This is a genomic window from Micromonospora yongxingensis, assembly GCF_052601155.1.
Genome location: NZ_JBQXEO010000010.1, coordinates 186936 through 208892, shown reverse-complemented (window position 1 = coordinate 208892; position 21957 = coordinate 186936). Strand labels below are relative to the sequence as shown.

General features: G+C 70.4%; 12 protein-coding genes. 3 read left to right on the top strand and 9 right to left on the bottom strand.

The features are described from left to right. Positions 1–141 precede the first annotated feature (141 nt). The 3 genes from ACTWLT_RS15195 to ACTWLT_RS15185 form a co-directional block, all read right to left on the bottom strand. Positions 142–1590, bottom strand: coding sequence for a serine/threonine-protein kinase (locus ACTWLT_RS15195; RefSeq protein ID WP_445318949.1), 1449 nt, complete (start codon positions 1588–1590; stop codon positions 142–144). Positions 1591–2356: 766 nt separating this feature from the next. Then, on the bottom strand, positions 2357–2698 hold the full coding sequence (locus tag ACTWLT_RS15190) for a hypothetical protein (protein WP_445318948.1): 342 nt from the start codon (positions 2696–2698) through the stop codon (positions 2357–2359). A 591-nt stretch (positions 2699–3289) separates the two neighbouring features. Further along, positions 3290–5722 carry a M14 family metallopeptidase gene (locus tag ACTWLT_RS15185; protein WP_445318947.1) on the bottom strand — a complete coding sequence of 811 codons (2433 nt, stop codon included), beginning with the start codon at positions 5720–5722 and terminating at the stop codon, positions 3290–3292. A gap of 922 nt (positions 5723–6644) precedes the next feature. Between ACTWLT_RS15185 and ACTWLT_RS15180 the strand changes: the two genes are divergently transcribed. Further along, entirely contained in the window at positions 6645–9164 is a 2520-nt protein-coding gene (locus ACTWLT_RS15180) for a S8 family serine peptidase (RefSeq protein ID WP_445318946.1), read from the top strand. A gap of 461 nt (positions 9165–9625) precedes the next feature. Here ACTWLT_RS15180 and ACTWLT_RS15175 read toward each other — a convergent pair whose 3' ends face one another. Then, a complete protein-coding gene (locus ACTWLT_RS15175; RefSeq protein ID WP_445318945.1) occupies positions 9626–10609 on the bottom strand; it encodes a hypothetical protein in 984 nt (327 codons plus the stop codon). A gap of 1765 nt (positions 10610–12374) precedes the next feature. Between ACTWLT_RS15175 and ACTWLT_RS15170 the strand changes: the two genes are divergently transcribed. Continuing rightward, entirely contained in the window at positions 12375–12983 is a 609-nt protein-coding gene (locus ACTWLT_RS15170; RefSeq protein WP_445318944.1) for a response regulator transcription factor, read from the top strand. Positions 12984–13103: 120 nt separating this feature from the next. Then, positions 13104–13688: a response regulator transcription factor gene (locus ACTWLT_RS15165; RefSeq protein WP_445318943.1), complete on the top strand. Its 585-nt coding sequence runs from the start codon at positions 13104–13106 to the stop codon at positions 13686–13688. Between the two features lie 21 nt (positions 13689–13709). Here the strand turns inward: ACTWLT_RS15165 and ACTWLT_RS15160 are convergent, their stop codons facing one another. The 5 genes from ACTWLT_RS15160 to ACTWLT_RS15140 all read right to left on the bottom strand — a co-directional run bounded on the left by ACTWLT_RS15160 (position 13710) and on the right by ACTWLT_RS15140 (position 21876). Next, complete coding sequence (locus tag ACTWLT_RS15160) at positions 13710–15488, bottom strand: ATP-binding cassette domain-containing protein (RefSeq protein ID WP_445318942.1); 1779 nt, start codon at positions 15486–15488, stop codon at positions 13710–13712. Continuing rightward, entirely contained in the window at positions 15485–17212 is a 1728-nt protein-coding gene (locus tag ACTWLT_RS15155) for an ABC transporter ATP-binding protein (RefSeq protein ID WP_445318941.1), read from the bottom strand. The genes ACTWLT_RS15160 and ACTWLT_RS15155 overlap by 4 nt, the downstream gene beginning before the upstream one ends. Positions 17213–17282: 70 nt before the next feature. Continuing rightward, positions 17283–17402: a SapB/AmfS family lanthipeptide gene (locus ACTWLT_RS15150; protein WP_013734295.1), complete on the bottom strand. Its 120-nt coding sequence runs from the start codon at positions 17400–17402 to the stop codon at positions 17283–17285. A gap of 5 nt (positions 17403–17407) precedes the next feature. Beyond that, complete coding sequence (lanKC, locus tag ACTWLT_RS15145) at positions 17408–20005, bottom strand: class III lanthionine synthetase LanKC (protein WP_445318940.1); 2598 nt, start codon at positions 20003–20005, stop codon at positions 17408–17410. Between the two features lie 632 nt (positions 20006–20637). Next, entirely contained in the window at positions 20638–21876 is a 1239-nt protein-coding gene (locus tag ACTWLT_RS15140) for a hypothetical protein (RefSeq protein WP_445318939.1), read from the bottom strand. Positions 21877–21957 lie beyond the last annotated feature (81 nt).

Below are 21957 nucleotides of genomic sequence, written 5' to 3'. Positions count from 1 at the left end.
AATCCGGGTGCCCAACAGCCACCACATAACACGCACGGGAAAACGGGCCAGGACAAATTGGCTAATACGCCACGCCCTGCGTCACCTCGTGTCGATCGCGCTGAGGGTGAACGGCACCGCGGCACCCAGCCACCTGAGCTGTCAGTCGTCGTCTTCGCCGCGGCGCTCCTGGGAATACCCGTCGAGCAGGTCCTGCAGGCGGTTCGCGGTGTCCGCGCTGATCCGGCCCCGGTCACCCGCCTGAGTAATCCGCTCGCTCAGCTCCCCGATCCGCTTGGCCCGGTCCTTCGGCTTACCCCGATCCAGCTCGGCGAGTTTGTCCCGCAACTCCTCGGCCGTCTTCGGGTCGATCTCGCCCCGGCGCTCCGCGTTGTCGATCACCCCCGTCAGCTGGGCGGCCAACTGCCGCAGGGTGACCGAAGTGATCCCGCCGGTCGGTGGCGCAGCGGTAGTTGGCTCGGAGGGCGGGCGCGGCGCTTCCGACGTCGGCTGGTCGACGGGCGTGAAGCTGGACGGTCCCGCAGCGGGTGGAGTGCCCGATCCGTCGCCGAGGTTGAGTACCCCGACCAGACCGACGACGAGGGTGAGGCCCGCCGCGACGAGCAAGCCGAGGAGCCGGTTCGACTGGCGGGATGAGCCGGCTGGAAGTCCCAGTTGTTGCGGCTGTGCGATCGGGGGTCGGTCGATCAGCGTGGGCGGGTGCGCTGGAGCGACAGCCGCCGGGCCGCCCCTAAGCGTGGGCAGGATCGCGGTGGGTGGGTCGGCCGGCTGGCCGGCGCCGAACCGGGTGGCGAGCTGCGCAGCCGTGGGCCGGCGGGCCGGATCGGCGGCCAGGCAGGCGAGCGTGAGCTCGGCGATGTCGGTGGGCAGGCCTGGGATCCGCAGCGGTGGCACCGGGCTGTGCCGGCCGTGCACCTCCAGCGCGTCCTCCCAGGTCCGCACGGGCAGCGGTGCCCGTCCGGTGAGCGTGCGGTAGAGCAGCGCGCCGAGGGCGTAGACGTCGCTGGCCGGGTTGGGCGGGCCGGCGGCCAGCCGCTCCGGCGCGAAGTAGGCGGGCGTGCCCATCAGCAGTTCGCCGGTCTGCCCGGCCAGCGGGTGGTGCGGGCCGGCGAGCGCGGCGATGCCGAAGTCGAGCACCTTGGCGCCGGTGTCGGTGAGCATGATGTTGCCCGGCTTGATGTCACGGTGCACCACGCCGATGCGGTGCGCGGCGGCCAGCGCTGCCGCGATCTGCCCGGCCACCCGGATGGCCTCCGGCCAGGCCAGCGGTCCGCTGGTGAGCCGGTCGGCCAGGCTGTGCCCGTCGACCAGCTCCATGACCAGGTACGGCACGACTGTGCCGCCGGGCAGGGTCGCCTCGGCGTAGTCGTACACCTGGGTGATCTGCGGGTGGGTGAGCCGGGCGGCCGCGCGGGCCTCCCGCTGGATGGTGGCCCGCAGCTGCGGGTCGACGGCGAACTCGCCGGCGAGTGCCTTGATGGCGACGGGCCGGCCGAGCACCTCGTCGTCGGCCCGCCACACCTCCGACATCCCGCCGAGCCCGATGCGCTCGCGCAGGAAGTACCGATCGTGCAATCGGAGGGTGGGCATGAACGGCGACATGGTCATCCAGTCTGCCCGCCCGGTGTCGCCATCGGTCATCCGCCCCGCCCGCCGGCTACGCGGCCAGCAGGACGACCACCATCGCCAATGACCCGAGCAGTAGGACCACTGCGCCGAACACCGCATAGGGCCACCACTCGCCTGAGCGTTGCGGCTGTTGGGGAAGTGGTTGGGTTGGCAGGTTCCAGAGGGCAGGTTGGGCAACTCCGTTGCGGCCCGGCCAGCGCGGCGGTGGGGTACGTGGTGTCGCATTAGCCATTGGGATGTCTCCCGACGGGGTTCATGGTGCGCTGTTCGGACCAGGTACCGGGCGAGATCGCGGGGGTGGTGTGGTCCCGCCCGTTCGTCAGGCCGCGCACTCGGCCTTTCCATCATTTACAGGCGTGCCGGGAATGTGGGGCGTTACATCTACACTCGTCCGGCGCCGCCCCCTTCGCCGCCTTCGCCGCACTCACCGTGGGCGACCTTGGCGCGGGTCGGCCAGGAGCGGCAAGGGCTTAGCGGTGGGCACAGGTGATGATCGGTTGCTCCGTTCCGCCAGGGCTGGGGACTTATCAGTCGCACACCACGCCGTCCTTGTTCCGGTCGATGTACCAGGCGTACTGGGGTAGAGGCTGCGGTAGTACGGGCCGTAGCCGGCGTTGTTGGCCTTTTGCAGGTTCCGAACCACGCGTCGGTCGGGGGCGGAGGCGGGCCGGGTCCGTGAATGCGGGCGAAGAGCGTGGAGAGTACCTGCGCCCCGGGCCTGGCCGGGTCAAGGAAGTGGTGGCAGGTCGGCGAGGCTGGTTGGCCGAGGTGGTCTCTGAACGGTGATGCGCCCGATGGCGACTCGGTAGGAGGGTGCCGCACGATCGGCGGCGTAAGCGACTACCCGGCCAGCGGCTATGGGGGCGGTGGTGATGTCGTCGGACATGGCGCTCAGGGTCACCTCGCAGGTGTGTGTCTCGCTGATGCCGCGAAAGGTCGGCGCGATGACGCCTTCCCACCGGTGCTGAAGCAGCGTCAGCTGATTGCACAGATCGTCGATGAATGCTGGCAGCGAGGCGTCCTCGGGTGCGGTGATTAACAGGATGAGACTGACCTGAAAGACCTGCACGGAGGAGTCACCCCTTCCCGCAAGGAGAGCGGGTCCGGTTGGCGACTGCGGCTGCCAGTCCGAGCAGGTCCGACATGCCCTCCCCCAGGTCCTGCTCTGCGCGCCCCCGGGCGGATCCAGTGGCAACGCTCGTACAGCTTGGCGGGTGAAGCGGTGACGGCGGTGGTGATGACCTGCTCGTGGAGGTGCTGCAGGTACCAGTCGAATCTGGGAACGGTCATGGGTACTTCCTCGACGGGGATGTCCAGTCGGGGCACACCGGCGATGGTGGACGTCGCTGTCCACGCTGGGTGAATCACCGCCTCGGGTAGGTGAAACAGCGGAAGGCCACGGGACTTCCTCGTAGGGCGTGCCATGCACCGGTCTTGCTGCTCGCCGGCGAGTACGACATCGGGCTCCCGCCGAAGCGCGCCGCCGAGTACGCCGGCCTGTTCCCGCGGGCCGAGTTGGCGGCGGAGCCCGGGCGCCGGGCACTATCCGTGGCTCGACGATCCGGAGTGGTTCGTGGAGACGATGGCCGGATTCCTGGGTTGAGCGGTGACGGCCGCGGCGCCCAGGAGCGCCGCGGCCGTCCCTATCTGCCGTGATTCGTCAGCTGGTCGGCAGGACCGCCTGGCCCTTGCGGTAGTTCTTGCCGCTGCCGTCCGGGGTGTAGTTGTTCTCGACGTTGCCGGCCGAGTCGACCGAGAACCAGTTGATCCGGGTGCCGGCCGGGATCGTCAGGGTCTCCCCGCCCTCGCGGATGCCCGCCGAGCCGTAGAGCGTCGACGAGTACGTCGGCGTAGCGCCGTCGAGGGTGTAGAAGACCGAGGCGGGCTCGGAGACGGCGAAGGTCGCGTTCACCATGCCCGGTGTCGAGCTGGGGGCGACCGTGAGGGTGCTTCCCGGGCGGGTCCGGTCCTTGGCGAAGTCCCGGGCCACCCGCATCAGCTCGACCAGGCCATTGGAGAACTCCATCGCCTCGGAGTGCGCCTCCTCCCAGTCCGGTTGGAAGGACGTGCCGACCTCGAAGTTCCAGGCGTAGATGCCGTACTTGTACCAGAGCATGTCGCCGGAGTTGCCCGCCGCCGAGTAGAGCACGTCGGAGATCGGGCCCGTGCGGGCCGGGGTGACCGCCATGTTCCGGTGCTGCTTGATGGCGGTCAGGATCCGCGAGGACGCGCCCCAGAAGGCCGACTCCTCGGCCAGCGTCGGCCGCGGCGCCGAGGTCCGGTCCGGCAGGGCGTACGCGCCCGGCGACCACATGAAGTAGTTCCCGGAGGAGTGCAGGTTCATCGAGAACTTGATGTTGGGGCGGGCAGCCAGCCAGTCGACATTGCGGTTCTCCGGCTCGGAGAGCTCGCTCGGCCCGGCATAGGTGCCGCTGGTGCAGCTGCTCGACGCGCCCGAGTACCCGTCGAAGAGGCTGTACTCGGTGTAGTTGCGGTTGTTGTCAACGCCCCACGAGTCCCGGCCGAGGAAGTCTGCGGCCCCGCTCGGCGGGCAGTGGTTGGTCATGCTCTTGCGCTGCGAGTTGAAGTCGTAGAAGGAGTAGTGGCCGCCGTCCGGGTTGACCGACGGGGCGATCCAGATGTCCAGGTTGTTCAGCAGCTGCTTGGTCTGCCCGTCGTGTGCGTAGTTGCGCAGCAACCGCTCGGCGGTTTCGACGGCGACCAGCGGCGGCACCCACTCCCGCGCGTGCTCCTGCGCGTAGGCGAGCACCCCGGGCTTCGAACCGTCCCTAACCTTGCCGATCCGGATCGCGTACACCGGGTGCGGATCGCGGGAGACGGAGGCCGGCGCACTCAGGTCGTCGGTGAGCGCGGTCCGCGCCGCCGGCGCGACCACGCCGTTGCCCGGGCTGCCGCGATAGGTGTACGCCTTGACCAGCGACCCGGCCGCGGCGTTGAGCGCCGCGACGACCTCGGCGGCGGTGCTGGTCACCGCGCACGCGCCGTCGGTACCGAGGGTCACCCGGATGGCCTTACCGCTCACGGTCACCGCCAGCGCCGCGTTGCCGGCGCCCGGGTTCACCAGCTCCACCGAGATGTCGTTGCCACCCTGATGCCCCCAGGCCAGGGAGTCCACCGCGACCCGGCTGGCGTTGGCGCTGCCGAGGACGGCCTGGGCGTGCCGTCGGTAGCCGTTGGTCCTGTACGGCAGCTCGACGATCTCGGCCAGGTTGGGGAACTCGGCGGCGAGCTGGTGGATCCGGGCGTACAGCTCGGTCGGGGTGAGGTAGCTGGTGACGAAGTCCTTCTGGTAGCCCGGTCCCTCCGGGCTGGTCTCCGGGGTGGGCAGCCACTCCTGCACCTTGACCTCGGCCACGTCCCCGGTGGGGCTGGTGATCCGGATACGGTCCGGCCGGCTGGTCACCGCCGAGGCGCCACGGTGGTAGAGGTAGACGCCGGCGTCGACGAAGCGGGAGATGGTCTGCGTGCCGCCGGAGCCGACCGCGGTGCCCGGCCCACTGTCCCGCTCGACGGTGAGCGTGTTGCCGGCCGTCTGGCCCTGCGCCCACTTCGCCTCGACGGAGAGGACCTGGCTGGTCCCGGAGGTGTAGTAGTCCGCGCGGATGATCTTGATGTCGGAGACGTCCGGAGCGGTCGGGTCGGCCGCGGCGGCGGCGAACTCCCGGTTCTCAGCGAGGTGCGCGGCGATGGTCGACTCGCGCTCCTCGACGCGGGCCCGGGCGTCTTCGGGGCGATGCAGCACGTCGCCGAGGGTGAAGCCGGCCGCGGTCAGCCGGGCGGCTTCGCTCGGCGTGATCACCGCGTGCGCGACCACGCCGTTCTCCGAGCGTTCGACATGGTGGTCGAGGTCCACTCCGGTGGCGACCAGCGCGTCCAGCTCCGCAGTGCCGGCGAGCAGCACCTCCACGACGTTCGCCGGCTCACCGGCGACCGGGCCGGAATCGGCCGGTGCGGCGGCGTCCGGAGCGGTCGCCGAGGCCGGACTGACCAGCAGCACGACGGCCATGGCGGCGGCCAGCGCCGCCGGGACCGGGAGGCGGCGTCGCCACCGCGCGGGTAGGGATTTCGGCATGGTGATGTCTGCCCTTCTGGCTACTCGGCCTGATGGCCGTAGGAGATGGCCGAGGGGCACGCCCGGGGTACGCGGCTCCATCCGTTGGGTCGCGTGCGGTCGTTGCGGCAACCGAGCGCGCGACACGCTGAGAAAGGGGAAGGTGACGTCGTCCGGCTCCGTCGCCTCGACAGGACCCGCATCGCCAAATTGCGAGGCGTCGAACGAGGGTGACGGAGGCTCTCCGGTGACAGTTGGTGGACTGAGGCAATCCTCAGCTGTCACAGCGTCAACTGTCAATCCTCTGCCGGGCCCGTTGACTCTCGGGCGGAAGTCTCCACCGAACACGCCGAAGAGGTCGGGTAGGTGGGGCAGGTCCCGCGCCAAGCCTTCCTGAGGCCAGAAGGCGTCGACGGACCGCCTGCTGTCTCGGGTCAGGTCACCGCGGAGCGGACGCCGAGGCCGATGTGGACGGCGCCGGTGAGCCGGTCGAGGGTACGGCGGACGCGTGGGGTCGCAGCAGCCGTGCGGTTGCGCCGGTGACCGCGGCCCAGCCGGCCAGCCGGTGTGCAGCAGGGCGTGCGGTGGCGAGCACCAACGTGGGGACCCCAGCTCAACACCGGCCGAGTCTCGACCAGGACCGTCACTCGTCCGGTCCCGCGAGGAGCCCATGGCCCGGCCCATAACAGTAACGCACATCGATGTAGGCGGTCGCTCAAACCGCTTCTGATGGATAGAAATTGCCCTCTTGACGAGGCACTTCTGCCGCAGTCTAATTGATGATCATATCGGGAGGCCACGCGTGGGAGAGTTCCAGTTCGCCGTTCTGACGTGGCCGGGTTTCCTTATTTCGTCTCGACCAGCGCGTGTAGATCATGAGGCTGGGATGCAACAGGCCGCCCCGGTCCATTAGAGATATTGACCCATCGGGAAGGAGCCGGAGATGAGCATGAGGTTCACGAGTCGGCGGCAGTTCCTGCGGCGACTGGGAGGCACCCTTGCTGCCGGAGTAGGCATCGCGTTTTTTCCGGCCGGGTTCGCCTCGGCATCGTCCAAGACCGGTCCGACATCGACCCCTGGCCATACCGGCGGCGGGACGGCGTACCCGGAAGACCCCGGCTTTGTCGCCAGGAGTCCAGGGGAACTAGATGCCGCTAAAGCCAGTTGGGAAACGCCGGAATATGGTTATTATACCGGCCATAATCCTTCTACTCCTGGCACAGCGGTCAATTCCCCATGGCAGCTCGTCGCGGTAAACGCATCCACCGCCTACGCCCTGGGGTACCGCGGGCAGGGCGTCACGCTGGGCATGATGGATTCGGGCTACAGGGCTTCACACGAAGCATTTCAGACCGAGCTGATTGCTTCGGTGAGAGCAGAGGGTGTCTACGGCACGTCCGGCTTCGGGTATCGAAACGCAGCAACCCCGGCGAACCCGTTTACTGCGGGCGAGCCATTCACTCTGGCCGGTGATCAGGCGAGAACAAGTGACTACGGGCACGGGACCGGCATGCTTGGGGTCACCTCCGGCATCCGCGATGGTAAAGACCAGCACGGCATCGCCTTTGGATCGAAGATATATGTTGCCAAGACCGGCGGTTCCGATACCCAGTCCCACGGCCCCTTCCACGATTACGTGTACTGGCATACAGCCAATAAGGCCCTGGTCGACGCAGGTGCCCAGGTCATCAACAGCAGTTGGGGCTCTTACGTCCAGACTATCGACAGAACCCGCTTTGACGGCTTTGGAAACGACCTTGGAGTCAATGGCAACCTCGCCAACGCTTACGAACTGCGTGGCAAAGACAGCGCCAGCGCCACGGCAATGGCGACCATTATCCCCAACGAGTACCTGAAGGATCTGGAGTACCAGTATTTCCTCTTCAAGAAGAGCTACTCGGAAGGCGGCATTCAATACAATCCGAACTACCCCGGACTCTCGTTCATGGATGCCATCTGGGAGGCTATCAAGGACAGCGGCACCGTCAACGTAAGATCGGCCGGCAACAACGACTGGAGCAACCCGTATTTTCGCCCCGCGTACCCCTTCTTCAATCCCTTGGCGGAGAAGCAGTGGGTATCCGTCGGCGGGGTGCAACCGCCCACTGCGGCCAATCCCGAATACACAAAGCAGTTCGGGTATAACGAGGCGGGGCTCGCTAAATGGTGGACCGTGTCTACCCCTTCAAACAGCGTTCGGACCACGAACAGCGGTGGTGACACTAACTATTCAAACTCAAATGGCACGTCACCGGCAACGCCCGTTGCGACAGCGGTGATGGGGGTTCTGCTCTCCCGCTATCCGAACATGGACGCCAAGCAGGTGCGTGAGCTGATGTTCACCACGGCGAACAACAAGATGTCCGACGGCGTGAGATTCCTCGGCACCGGGCAAACCTCCCCCTCCGGGGCGTCCATCGCCTGGACCGCTCCCGACGGTCTTCCGGACCAACGCTGGGGCTGGGGCATTCCCGATCTGGCCAAGGGCATGTACGGACCCGGCCAACTCCTGAGCCCCATGACCTACAACATGGATAAAGCGCCCATGGACGTCTGGTCGAACGACATCAGCCAGATCGCGATCAAGGAAAGGGAAAGGGAAGATCTGGAGTGGCTGGCGGGCTACAAGAAGCAAGGCATTGCCTACGCCGGTGAATTCAGCCCCAACGTGCTGAACCCGGACGGCACGCTTAACGAACAGGCCTTCATGCTTCAGGGCATTTTGGCTGATCCTTACATCGAAGCTATCACTAACGGCCATCCTGAGTTGTACGACAAGATCACCTATGAAGACGCCGTCAAGTGGCGCAAGGAATGGATGGACGAGCGCGCGGCCTACATCCAGAACAACATCGACAACAGCCTCTACACGGCTTCTCTGACCAAGCAAGGCCCCGGGACGCTGATCATGACGGGCGACGACACCTACGAGGGCGGCACGACGGTTCAAGGCGGTAAGCTTTCGATCACCGGCTCGCACGCAAGCTCGATCGACGTCAAGGGCGGCACGCTCGGCGGCAGCGGTTTCGTGGCAGGCAGCATCGACGTCGACAGCGGCGTGCTGCAGCCCGGTCTGTCGTCCCGGGAAGCGGCGTCCGCGGCGTCCATCACCCTCACCGACGTCGCACCCGGCAACGTCCTGAACGTCGGCAGCGACGTGACCGTCAGCCGAGCGGGTCGCCTCGCCATCACCATCTCCGGGGACCACAACTACACGAGCGTGCGGGCCGCGGGTGACCTGGTGCTGGACGGCGAACTCGCCCTGGACATTCGCGCACCCCTCACTCCGGGCACGGTACTGACGATCATGAGCGGCGAGTCGATCAAGGGCAACTTCCGTTCCCTGCCGGAACGGCGGATCCTGAACGCGGGCCACCACATGTTCAGGGTGTCCTACCAGGACGGCGCTGTGACGCTGACCGTCGTACGGACGCTGCGCGGGGCAGGGTCCGGCGGCGTCTAGCCGCACGTGGCCTGGCCAGCCAGGCTCAGGTTCGCCTGAGCCTGGCCTCCGCCTCCGCCGCCCCTGAGCCGTCCCCGGCGGGTCCTGCGGGAAGGTGGGCTGCTGTCGTGGGGGCCGGTTCCGATGGGCCGGTCGTCGGCGCGACAACAGCGGAGCTTTCGACCGCGGCCGAACAACTGGGCCTTGGTGCGTCGACTAGCGGCCGGGACGAGGTGACAGTCCGGCCCGAGCCGGTCACCGGCCTCGTCCGCGTCCCCGCCGCCGGCATCGTGCAGGGCCACCACGTCCGGCCGCAAGCCCGTCGACGAGCACCGCCCGACAGCGTGGCCAGTCGGCGGGGAACGGCGTACGGGTACTCAGGGTGAGCATCCGCAGGTGGCAGCCTGCTGGGACATCCCGCCATCCTCTGCCCGATGCCGCACCCCGGCAACCGGAAAGCGCCGCCGTACCGGGCCCTGGTGCTATTCGCCCTTGGTCGGTGCGGGTGAGCGGCCGCGGTAGCCGATGGCACCCTCGCCCACCCGCTGGTAGGTGCCGACGAAGGCGTCGCCGGTGCCGGTGAACGCGACCGTCCCGGTGTTGCCGCGCCGATCCCGCCAGCTCGCCCTGGCCAATGGCAACGAGTCGGCGCCGATCGCGAAGGTGATCCCGTTCGAACGGTGCCAGCCGCCGCCCCATCCCTCCTCCGTCTGGAACCAGTGCTTCTCTACGCCGGCGTCGGGATGGTCAGCCCGCCACCGCCCGGCCAGCGAGCCGCGGAACTCGTGCGGCGACTCCGCGCCAGCCGGCCGACACCAGCCGTAGATGCCGTCCAGCTCGGCGGTGAAGGTGACCGCGTACTCCGCGCCGGAAGCGTCTGCCCAGGCGAGGTGTTCGAGCAGGCTCTGCTCGCCGCGGTCCACGTACGCGATGACTGCCGGGCCAGGCTGCCACGCGCCGCCCCTGGCCGGCAATCTGCGGGTCGAGTACCGGAGCACCGGTTCCTCGGCCTCACGGTGCTCGATGGCCCGCGCGGACCGGCCCCGGTCGAATACCGCGTCGATGGTGATCCGGTAGATCCAGAGCATGCTGCGGGCGTCGATGGCACTGGCCAGCCGGAGCTTGTTGACGCCCGGCCGCAGCCGCCCGGCGGGTACGGCGAAGTCCATCTGCTGGGGGAGGTCACCCCCGCCCGGGATGTGCCAGCCGTGCACCAGGCACCGATCGTTGACGGTGATGTCGAGCGGCGCGAACCCAACCGCATTGCCCAGCTTCGACACCAGCGCCACGATCCGCAGGGTGGCTTCGCCGTTGGCGTCCGCCGCCGGAACGTCGAACATCATCTCCATCGACCCGTCGGCGTCCAGCGTGAGATGCCCTCCGGTCGCGGTGCCGCGGTTGATGCTCAGGACGGCATTCGCGGTCGACGCCGGCTTCTGGGCGAAGGTCACATAGGTCGGTTGCATCGCGCGATGCTATCCGCCGGGCACAGGGCAGAGATTCGCCGCGCCACCGTGGTTGTACGCCGCGCTCGCCATGCCTCTGTTGTTCGTCGTCCTGGCGCTGGTGCGGCGGCGGCACCGACGTGCAGCAGCGTCTTACACAGTGGCCGGGTAGCCGTACTCCGCTGCCTTTTCGAGCAGGGCGGCCAGTTCGCCTTCGGGTTGAGCGCGCGGTTCAGGGAGTCGAAAGTGGCTCAGGGGGACCAGTCGGGTGCCGGGCAGTCCGTCTCCATATCAGGCATGGCGCGGTCGCGGCGGCCGCACCCGGCCGACGAGCGCACACATCACCGGATGCGGCTGCGTGATCGGATCGCTACCATGGGTCAGCAATCCAGAGGGAAGGGGTCGTACCTACGTGCGAAGTCCCGTCAACGGAACCGCACCGACGTCTGCGCCGGGCCGATCCGCGCCGCTGGTGGCCGACCGGCTGCGCAGGCTCGCCCAGCGGATGGTGCTGATCGCGGCCGCCGTCGGGGCCGGTTTCCTCGTGGCCGCCCTGTTTGAGGGGCCGGCCGCCGCCGACGGAATGCGCAGCGGGTCCGGTGACGAGCCTCATCGGCGGATCGGCGGGCTGGTCGAGCCGATCGCGCGGCTCACGGTCGCAGAGCGCCCCAGCCATGAGCGCCAGCACGCCGCGAGTGCCGACGACCGCCGTCACGATAGGCTCCGCGCACCGCTGGCAGGAACCATCGGTGGCATCGTCGCCCCCCGCGACGCGACATCCTCGACGGGGCCTCGACGGTCGATGGGCGCGTCGCCCGTGTCCGTGCCGCTGCCCCGGGTTGCCGCATCCGTCCCACCGGGCGCGGCGGAGCGGGAAAGGCTCCGGTCGGCCTCCGTAGCTCGCGCAGCTCAGCGTTCAGCTCACCGTGCCGACCTGTCGCGGCTGGCCGCTGATCCCCCGCGACGGCCAGCCACCGCCGCGCCCGATCCACCCACGGTGCACGGTCCGGTCGGTTCGCCCGCGGTGGGCCTGATCACCGCCCCACCGCCGTACGTCGTCGACATCGTGAGCACAGTGCCGCTCCGGCCCGTCGTCATGGCGCTCCTCCGTTCCGTCGACGCCGTTCTGCCACCCGCTCTCGGCGCGGTGACCGTCCCGGCGGCGACGCCTCCGTTGCCCGTTCCCCCAGCGCTCGGGCCGGCCGCCGTGCCGGTGACCGACCTGGCGCCCCTGCCGACAGCGCCCACGCCACCGGCGGATCCGGCGCTGGCTCCCGTACGCGCCGCAGCGCAGCCGACCCCGGCCGCGCCACCGCCGATGTCCGTCGTCGGCCCCGCGCGTCCCACGGCCTCGACGCGGCACCTCGCCGCACACCCGGACTCGGTGGCCGCGGGGGGTGAGCTTTCGAGCCGACCCGTCGCGCCGGCCGACCAGGAAGCCGCAGGTGTCGACAATGGATCGAGGCCCGGGCCGGGGCTGGCCCGGCCGGTGGATCGGCAGTCGCGTCTCGGTGCTGGGCCGCCCTGCGATCTTGTGCCGCTTCTGATCGCGAACCGAACGTTGTCTGCGATCACCCGCCCGGGCTGAGGCGGGTCGACCGACCCCGGTGGCCGGCCCGCGTGGCCTGTTCCACCCGCTGGCCGGTCGAACAGTGCCCGCGCCCATCCGCCGTGACGGCACCGCGGACCGATGCCTACCCGTCTGTAGCGCGCGACCGCCCTGACCAACCCGTGGACGTTCCGGGATCGGTGGCCGTCGTGACGCGTACCTGAGATCGGAGAAAACGTGGTGATCCACGTTGTCGTCGCCGAGGACATGGGTTTGCTCCGCGGGGCGCTCTGCGCCGCGCTGTCACGTGAGGAGGACATGGAGGTGGTCGCCGACGTCGAGGGTGTCGACGAGCTGTTGACGGTGGTCCGGCGCTGCCGACCGCAGGTGGTGGTGCTGGCACTGACACCGGAACTGCCCGACCCGGTGGAGGTGGTCGCCCGGATCGACACCGAGGCGCCGCACGCCGCCGTGCTGGCGATGAGCCCTCGGTGGAGCCCAGCCCTGGTGGAGGCGGCGCTGAAAGCCGGCGCGCGCGGCCTGGTCGGAAAGGACAGCTCACTGGCGGAGCTGGTACGGGCGATCCGCGCGCTCGCGGCCGGGGATCGGGCGATCGACCCGGCCGCCGCGGTGGCGGTGCTGAGTCCCCCGGAGATGCCGTTGACGCCTCGGGAGATGGACGTGCTGCGGATGGCGGCCGAGGGTCTGCCCCTGAAGGAGATCGCCGTCCGCCTCTACCTGGCACATGGGACGGTGCGCAACCATCTATCGGTGATCCTACGCAAGACCGGGGCTCGCAACCGGTTGGAGGCGGTGTCACGCGCGCGGCGTAACGGCTGGCTGTAGCCGTCGGGGGCGGGCCCGGTGCAGATGTTCGGACCCGTCCCCGTCACCATGCGGAACCGCCGGAGGCGTGTTTGAATGTTGACGTTGTGTGATCACCATCGGAGTGCGGGAAGGTTCATCGTGATCCGTACCCTGCTCGCCTTGGACGGTGCTCTGGTTCTTGGTGCGCTGTCGTTCGTCCTCGCCGCCGAGGAGGACATCCGTGTCGTGGCGGAGGTGGATCGCGGCGACGCGGTCTCCGCAGCCGTCCGCGCCCAACGCCCCGACGTGGTGGTGGCCGACCTCGATGTCGTCGAGGGAGTCGATCCCGTCCGCCTCGGCCTGTGCCCCGTTCTGGTGCTGGCCCACCCGTGTCGGGCCCGGCGACTGCGAGGCATGTTCTGCCCGACCAGGACGTTCGGCATCCTGCGCAGTGACGCCGCACCCCAGCGGGTCATCGACGGGATCCGCCGGCTCGCCCGCCGGGAGCCCGTGCTCGACGCGGATCTCGTCGTCGCGGCGCTGCGCTCGGACGGCCCACTGACCAGCCGCGAGACGGAGGTGTTGAGGCTGACAGCGGCGGGGGCACCGGTCGCGGAGGTCGCGGTGTCGCTCGGGCTCACCCGTGGCACCGTCCGCAACCATCTCGGTCGGATCGCCCGCAAGGTGGGCGCGCGTACCCGGGTGGAGGCTGTGCGGAAGGCAGGTGAGGCGGGCTGGATCTGACCGGCACGGTCGGCGCGGGGTTCAGCCCTGCCGCGCCGACGCCGCCCGGGACGGCACCGCCGAGTCGTCCCAGCAGCCGACGAGCACCCGGTAGGTGGCCGAGCGGGCCATCAACTGTTCGTGTGTCCCCACCACGGGCTCGTCGCCGTCGAGGACCAGCACCCGACCGGCCCGCAGCGCGGAGCTGATCCGGTGTGCGATCACCACGAGGCTGCCGGCCCGCCGGGCGAAGGCGGCCTCGACCGTCGCCTCCAGCGCCGGGTCCAGGTGACAGGTCGCCTCGTCGAGGACCACCAGCGGGGCGGGTGCCAGCCAGGCCCGGACCGCCGCGATGAGCTGCCGCTCGCCGGCGGAGAGCAGGGCCGGCGCGACCGGCGTGCGCAGGCCACCCAGGCGGGTCGCCAGGGGACGCGCACCGAGCGCGTCGAGGGCGACCTCCAACGTGTGGTCGTCGGCGTCCGGCCGGAGGTAGCGGAGGTTGTCGGCGAGACTGCCGGTGAAGACGTAGGCCTCCTGAGGCACCAGCACCCGCATCCGGGCGAGAACGGCCGGCTCGATCTCGGCGACCGCCGCGCCGGCCAGGTGGACCGTGCCTGCCTGCGGCGGCACCAGACCGGCCATCAGGGCGGCCAGTGTCGACTTGCCCGAACCGCTCGGGCCCACCACGGCGACATGGTCCCGGTCGGCCAGTGTCAGCGAGAAGTTCTGCAGGACGGGCTGGGCGCGCGGGCCGTAGCCGAAGGTCAATCCCCGGACCTCGACGGCTGGCGGGCGGCCGGCAGGACCGATGGGCGGTTGGCAGCGGGGCGTCCGGGCGGCGGGGGCCGACGGGCGCTGGTCGTCGGAGACCGGATAGGTGCGCAGGATGTTCTCCAGGGTGACCGCGTAGCGCAGCCCGCCGCCGCCGAGGCCCTGCACCAGGGCGTGCAGGGCGGGTTGCAGCCCGGTGGAGACGTAGATCAGCGCGCCCAGCACCGCGCCGGCGGTGAGACCGCGCTGGACCAGCCACGGGGCGGTCACCATCAGCACCAGCAGCGGCAGCCAGCCGCCGATGCCGAGGCTGAGGCTGCGGATCGCCGCCATCCGGGCGAGCATGCGTTCGGCGGCGGCCTGCGCCGACACCCAGCGTTCGACCTCGGCCGTCACGCGTGTCTGGGCGCCGCAGGCCAGCACGTCGCGGTGAGCGGCCAGCGCGGCCGCCGCCGACTGGCCGAGCTGCTCACCGGCCCGTACGTACGCGCGCTGGTGGGTGACCATGGCCGGCAGCGCGGCGAGGAACACCACCAGGCCGGCGACCAGCGGCGCGGCGGCCAGCGCCGCCACCACCGGCGCCAGGGCGAGCAGGCCGAGCAGGGCCGCGCCAGCGGAGAAGAAGAAACCGCGGGTCACCATCAGCAGACCGGCGAAGGTGTCGCGGACGATCTCCATCTGGTGGGTCAGCCGGGTCACGGCCGCGCTGTCCGGGCTACCACCCGCCCGGGTGGCGTCGCGTAGCGCACCCCGGACCACCTGAGCGGCCACATCGTCACGGAACGGCTCCACCACGGCGCCGAGGCTCCGGTACGTCCGACCGGTGGCCGCCGCGCCGACCAGCACGGCCACGGCGAGGACCCCCAACCAGGCCAGGCCGTTGAGGAGACGTCCGGCCAGAAAACCCTCGTCGACGGCGCGGGCGACCAGATTGCCGGCGAGCAGCGCGGGCAGCGACTCGACTAGCGACCAGCCGCCAAGCCCGGCGAGCTCCCGCCGGCGGGCCCGCAGCGCCCGCCAGGTCACCCGCCGTACGCCGGGACGGCTCACGATCCACCGCCGGCCGGCTGGAAGACAGCACGGTAGTCCGGGTCGGCCCAGAGTTGCCGGTGCGGCGCAAAGCCGCGCAGCCGACCAGCGTCCAGCCAGGCAACGAGGTCGGCCGCCGCGGCCGCCGCGGTCCGGTGGGTGACCACCAGTCGGGTACGCTCGCCGGCCCGCCCGACCACCGCCTCAGTGATCCGGTGTTCGGTCGCGGTGTCGAGGCTGGACGTCGCGTCGTCCAGGATGAGCAGCCGCTCGGCGGCGAACGCTCGGGCCAGGCCGAGGCGTTGGGTCTCGCCCCCGGAGAGCGGTGTGTCCACCAGCGGGGTGCGGTAACCGTCGGGCAGACGGTCGATCACGTCGGCGACCGCCGCCATCCGGGCCGCTCGCAGAACCGCCGGGGTGGCCGGGCTCCGATCGGCCGGCGGTGCCGCCGAGTCGATCGGCAGCGCCAAGCCGATCGCGTCGTGGACGGTCGCGCCGATCAGCACCGGCCGGTCGAAGGCGTAGCCGACGGCCCGGCGCAGCGCCGCCGCGTCGAGGTCCCGCAGCGACACACCGTCCAGTCGCACCTCACCGCCGTCGGGGTCGTACAGCCGTCCCGCCACGGCCGCCAGGGTCGACTTGCCGGCACCGGACGCTCCGACGACGGCCACGGTGGCGCCGGCCGGCACGTCCAGGTCGATGCCGTCCAGGATGGGCCGGCCTTCGTCGGCGTGCACGTACACCCCACGCAGTCGCAGGGCACCGCCGCCAGGTGGAAGAGGCCGATCGCCGGCCGGCGTGGCGGGCTGTGTCAGCAGCTCGGCGACCCGGTGTGCTCCCGCGCGGCTGCGGACCAGATGGTTCAGGGTGGCGAGCACCGCACCGAGCCCGGCGCCCATGGCCGCGTACCGGACCGCGGTGACGAGTTGCCCCGGCGTGAGCCAGCCTGTGGTCAGGGCGTACCCGCCGACCGCGATGACGCTCAGGTTCAGCAGCGGCGCCACGGCCGAGGTGCGCGAACCTGCCCGGGCCAGCAGCTCCCAGGCGCGCCGGCCGTGCAGGTCCAGCTCCGGCAGGGCCGCTAGCACCCGGTCCTCCTCGCGATGGGTGGTGCCGGCGGCGGCGATGGTCCGGGCACCGGTGAGCGACTCCAGCAGTCGGCCGGCGATGGTGCCGAGCACCCGTTGGTACCCGGCGGTCGCGGCCGAGGCGTCGGCCACGAAGGCGCGCATGAGGACGGCGAGCAGGGCAAGGCCGACGAGCATGGTGACGCCGAGGACCGGTTCCATGATGGTGAGCGCGACGACGCTGCCCAGCGGCGGGAGCACCGCCACGATGGCCAGGACCACGGCGTTGCCGGCCTGTCCCGCGTCGGCGGCCTGGCCGACCAACCGGCCGACGAGATCACCCACCGGGTGCCGACGGGTGGCGCGGACGTCCAGGGCGAACAGGTGACGCAGCAGGTGCCGGCGCAGCCGGGCGGTGGCGCGCGCCGCACCGAACCCGCTGGCCAGGTCGGTGAGGGTGTCGACGCAGATGAGGACGATGACCAGGGCGCAGGCGGACACCGCCCACCAGGCGGAGCCGCCGGTGAGGGCGGCGTCGACGGCGCGGCCGAGGGCCGCGGGTAGCAACAGTTCGGCGGCCGCGCCGAGCAGCGCGACCGCAGCGAGTCCGGCGGTCCAGCCGCCGCCCGCCAGGACCGTCTGCCGCAGCAGCCTGTCCCCCACGGCGAACGTCGGCATCGGTCCTCCCGTTGGTACGCGTTGCCCTGGGTGGGCACGTCTACCCACCCAGGGCCCACGTGTACGTGGATCAGTTGCAGGTCGTGACGGAGAGCGAGCTGTCGCCGCAGAGCAGCAGGCTCGCCCGGCTACCGCCACCCGTGCGGTCGGCCGGAGCCATCTCCAGGCCCTGGAGGTCCAGAAGTGCCATGTCGTTCACCTCCCTTCCATCCGTTCGCCGATCAGGTCGCCCCCGCTGTCGCGAGGGAGTCTGTTCGCGCCCGGCAGGGGCGCGAGGAAGGGCAGCATCGGCGGCTGGTCCTGCTGCGCGCTGGCCAGCGCGTACAGCACGCCGGCGGTGCCGGTGCCGAAGTCCATGGAGAGCCGCAGCAACTGCTCGCCGGGGAATGCGGTCCCGTCCCGGTACGGCAGCGCGTGCCAGGTCAGCCGATCCAGCTGCGAGCGGAGTTCGCGGCGGTCGGCGTCGTCCGTCGAGGCGGCGAGGTAGGCGATGATGCCGGCCCGGCCGGCGAAGAGTCCGGACTGTGCGTAGAACGGTGAACGCGCCGCGCGGCGGACCCCCTCGCTCGCCTCGGCGAACCGGTCGTCGGCCCGGTGGCGCAGGTACTGGTCGAGGACCAGCCCGATACCGACACTGCCGTGCGCCAGGTAGGGCATGGTGCGCCAGCCCTCATTGACCTCCAGGGCACCGTCGGGGCGCAGCACACACCGGCGCAGATCCTGGCGCAATGCCGTGGCGGCGTGCCCCAACAGCTCGTCGTCGCCGCTGAGCTCGTAGAGCCGCAACAGCATCAGCGCCGGTCCCGTCCGGCCACGCAGCAGCCCGGCGTACGGGTTACGTCCGCCGCTGACGTCCGGGCCCGGGTCGTCGGCCAGTTGCCCGATCACCCGCTCGGCGGCCCGCCACGCGGCGTCACGCAACGACACCTCCCCGGTACGCGCGGCCATCTCGGCCAGGTTGAGCGCGATCCCGGACAGTCCGCTCGCCAGGCTGTGGTCGAGCCCGTCCACGGGTTCCCGCAGGCAGATGTCGAGAACGTCCAGCGCGTCCTGCCGGCGTCCGAGGTGAACGAGCGCGTAGGCGACGCCATGCAGCCCGTCGTAGAACCCGCAGCGGGTGCCGGACGGGGGCGCTGTCGCCCGCCGCACCAGCCAGTCTTCGTGCTCGGGCCACCGCCCGGCACCGCTCTTGTCGAGCGCGTACAGCACTCCCGCCGCCCCGTGGGCGAGGTTGAGGCCGCCGCTGCGGAACTGCTCGATGTCACCGGGAAAGAGCCGGTCGTCGCGCTCGGGAGTGGCGCTGGCCACGATCGCCGTCGTCAGCCGGTCCCGCATGGTGCGCCAGTCATCCGCGGCAAGAGCCCCTCGCGGGTCCGCGGTGACCCGCGGGTCACCGGTGATCTCCTCGACCGCCGGATCGAGGAAGGACCTCGGCACCGGGAAGTTCGCGGCGATGATGTCGGCCAGGTGAGTCACCTTCGCCGGGGCGAGCCGGACCAGCTGGGTCAGTGGCAGGAACAACGCCAACCGCAGGCACGCCAGGGCGTACCGGTCGACCGCCGGCCCGGTCCGGTCCCTCGGTGCCGCGAAGCCCTGGTTGCGCAGCCCGGGTCGACGGTGCCCGGCGATCGGGGCGGCCACCTCGAAGTCGACCAGGGCGACCCGGTCGTCCGGCCGGATCATGATGTTGAACAGGTGCAGGTCCCCGTAGACCAGGCCGCGCTCGTGGATCGCCGCCACGACGGATTCGACCTGCTCGTAGATCTTGCGAGCCCATCGGGCGTACGCCGCCCGGTCACCGTCCGTCGCGTCGGCGTCGATCAGCGGGTACCGGTCGACCAGCACCTTGTTCAGCGGTCGGCCCTCGATGAACTCGAGCGCGAGGAACCGGTGCTCGCCGAGGACGAACTCGTCGTGCACCCGCGGCACCTGCGGCAGGTCGGCGAGTTGCCGCAGGGCCTCCGCCTCGCGGGCCAGCCGGGCGACGGCGTCGGTGCCGTCGGCGTCCAGGCCGGCGTGCGGTCGGGCCTCCTTCAGCACCACCTCGGTGTCGGTACGCAGGTCCCTGCCCACGTACAGCCCGCCGCCGTTCGAAAAGTGGATCACCCGCTCGATCCGGTACGGCACCTGGTCCGTGCTGGTTCCGCTACGGGCGGCCAGGTGCGGACCGAGGAAGTCGGGCAGGGTGATCCAGGACGGTACGTGAAAGACGGGCTCACGGCGGTCCGGCACCAGCGTGCCGGTATCGTCCTCGATCGCCGGTACCAACTGGCCGTCGGGAGAGTGGCAGTAGCGGGCGGCGAAGCCGCCGTAGCGCACGTAGACCGGGCCGGCGCCGTAGCGGAGATCACTGAGAATGTACGGCCCGGGCTCGCCGGTGAGCAGTTCGTCGAGCTCCTTGCAGGCCAGCTCCAACTCCGCGTTGTCGCGGGGATAGACCGTGATGAACTTGCCGCTGGCGGCCCGGGCGGCGTACTTGGAATTGCGCAGCAGCAGCGTGCGCGGCCCGCGCAGGAACTTGAAGGACAGGCCACGGGGGACGCAGTAGTTCCAGACCGAGTCCAGCACCCGCTCGGCGTTCGTCAGACCCGCCGACACATGAATCTTCCAGCCCTGCTGCGGCAGCGAGCCGTCGTCGGGCGCGTAGATCAGCCAGTCGTCGAGCGGCTCGCGCCGCCAGCCGGTCGGCATCGGCCGTTCGGCGGCCGGGAAGACGGGCTGTGCGACGGCGCTGCCGAGCGAGTCGTAGAACAGCCGATCTGCGGCGCAGTAGCTGTCGTAGCGTTCGTCCACCGTCCCGCCGCCCCTCGAACTCGGCCGGCTGTTGTTCCGGCGTCGAATCGAGTCTCATCGACAGCACGTGGCAGGCTCCAGTGCGCTTAGTCACCACGTTCGATGCGGGGCGCACAGGTACTCATGACAATAGTCAGGTCCACACGGCCGCAGTCAGGTCGTGTCGGCGGAGCGGCACCGCCGTCAGAACGTGGTCGCGCCGACAGGGAACGGAACAGACCACCCTGTGCTCGCCTTCCCCACTGCCCGGCGTGTCCGCTTCGCCGTCCTGCTCGTCTCACCCACCATCTGCGCCGCAACCTGGGCCGGCCAGGGCAACGCAGAGGACGGCGCGGTTCATGCCGTCCGCCCTACCTGGCGCCGGCCGGACCGCCCGACGCACATCTCCGCCCCGTGCCAACGCGTCGTGGTCGACCACCGCCACATCGAGCCCGGCAGCACGTGCGGCCTGTGTCTCCGCCGCGAAGTGCTCGTCCGGGTGGCGCGGCCGTAGAGGGGTTCGCGGGAACCAACAGGATCACACTTACATCCTGCCCCACGCGGCCCTTCGACCTCGAACTGTTATCCCGACCGCCGCCCGGTTCGCGGCAGATTCGCGGACCGTGCTGGCCGAGGCACGGTTCCTGACGGGGTCAGTTCGGGCCTCGCTGGTTGACGACCGGAAAGGCCCGCCGCACTTCCGCCAGGAACTCGGTCCGCCGAGCAGCGTAGGTGGTGACCGCCGCCCATAGCGCCTCCAACGCAGCCTGCAGCGGATCCGACTCGCCAGCGGCCATGAGTGCCGGCAGTGCCATCGCGACCGGGTCCACCGGGGCGTCGAGAACTGTGCGGAGCGGATCACCCGCGCCCCGACCCGTCGGGCGCAGCGAGACCAAGGAGAACGTGACGGCCGGCTCGCCCCGGATGCGCGTCAGCAGCGCTGCCGTGTCAGCGAATTCGGCGGGTAGCGGCACGCCCCGATCCAGCGCCGTCCACGCCGGCGTCATCCAGTCGAGGTCCGCAATGCCGGCGACGGTGAACGCTTGCCGCGCTGCCCAGATCGCGATCTGCCGCTGAATGACGACGTCGGCCCCGGCCACCCCGTCGACCAGGTCTCGGTCCAGCAAGGCGATGCCATAAATGTTGCCGCCGACCCGCCGGAGCCGCTCACTCGGAGGGCGCCCGCCCCAGCGCCGCAGCTCATCCCGCCTTCGGTACTCCTGGTCGCGACGTTCCCGCTCCAACCGCTTGAGCATCTCAGCCTCGGCCTGCTCCCACAGTGTCGGCGGGGACGGCAACGCGCAGGCCCAGGCGTGCCAGTAGGCGGCGGCGTCGCTGGTCTGGCGCAGGATCGCGTCGGTGCGCGTCACGCCGTCACTCGGGCCGCCGCCCGTTATGCCCTCCGGCCACAAGCACAGCAGGTAGCGGTCCGGCCGTCGATCCATGTAGGTGTTGTCGCCGTCGTCAAGCTCGTCAGGGTCGAGCCCGCCGAACGGGTCATGCCCCTCGTCCATGGCGGTGGCGCAGTACCGCACGCGGTAGACCGGCAGCCGGCCGGTGTCCTGCCCTTCGTGGGTCAGCGGTAGCCGGGCGAGCGACCCGTCGCCCCACGGAACCAGGTCGACCACCGCAGCCCTCGGCAGAAACGACACCTCCACCACCTCCTCCCACTCTTCCGCTGCGGCCGACGGCTCAACGTCGTGCAACTCAATCGTGAACCGGACCCGCCCAGAGTGCGTGCCAGTCATCAGGAACAGCGCGCCCGGCTGACCGCCCCCGCAGAGGCCGTTCGCTTGCCCAGCGAACGCGCCGCCCATGTCTGGCAACTCGCGACTCGTCACGTAGATTTGCCCGTAAGCGACCGGAGCCTCGCCGTCGAAGAGAACGCGCATTGGCCGATCCTGTCATCGACCGGCGGGCGCCCGCTGTCCCCACGATGCGGCGCATCGGCGACTATTCGAATCGACCGCCGC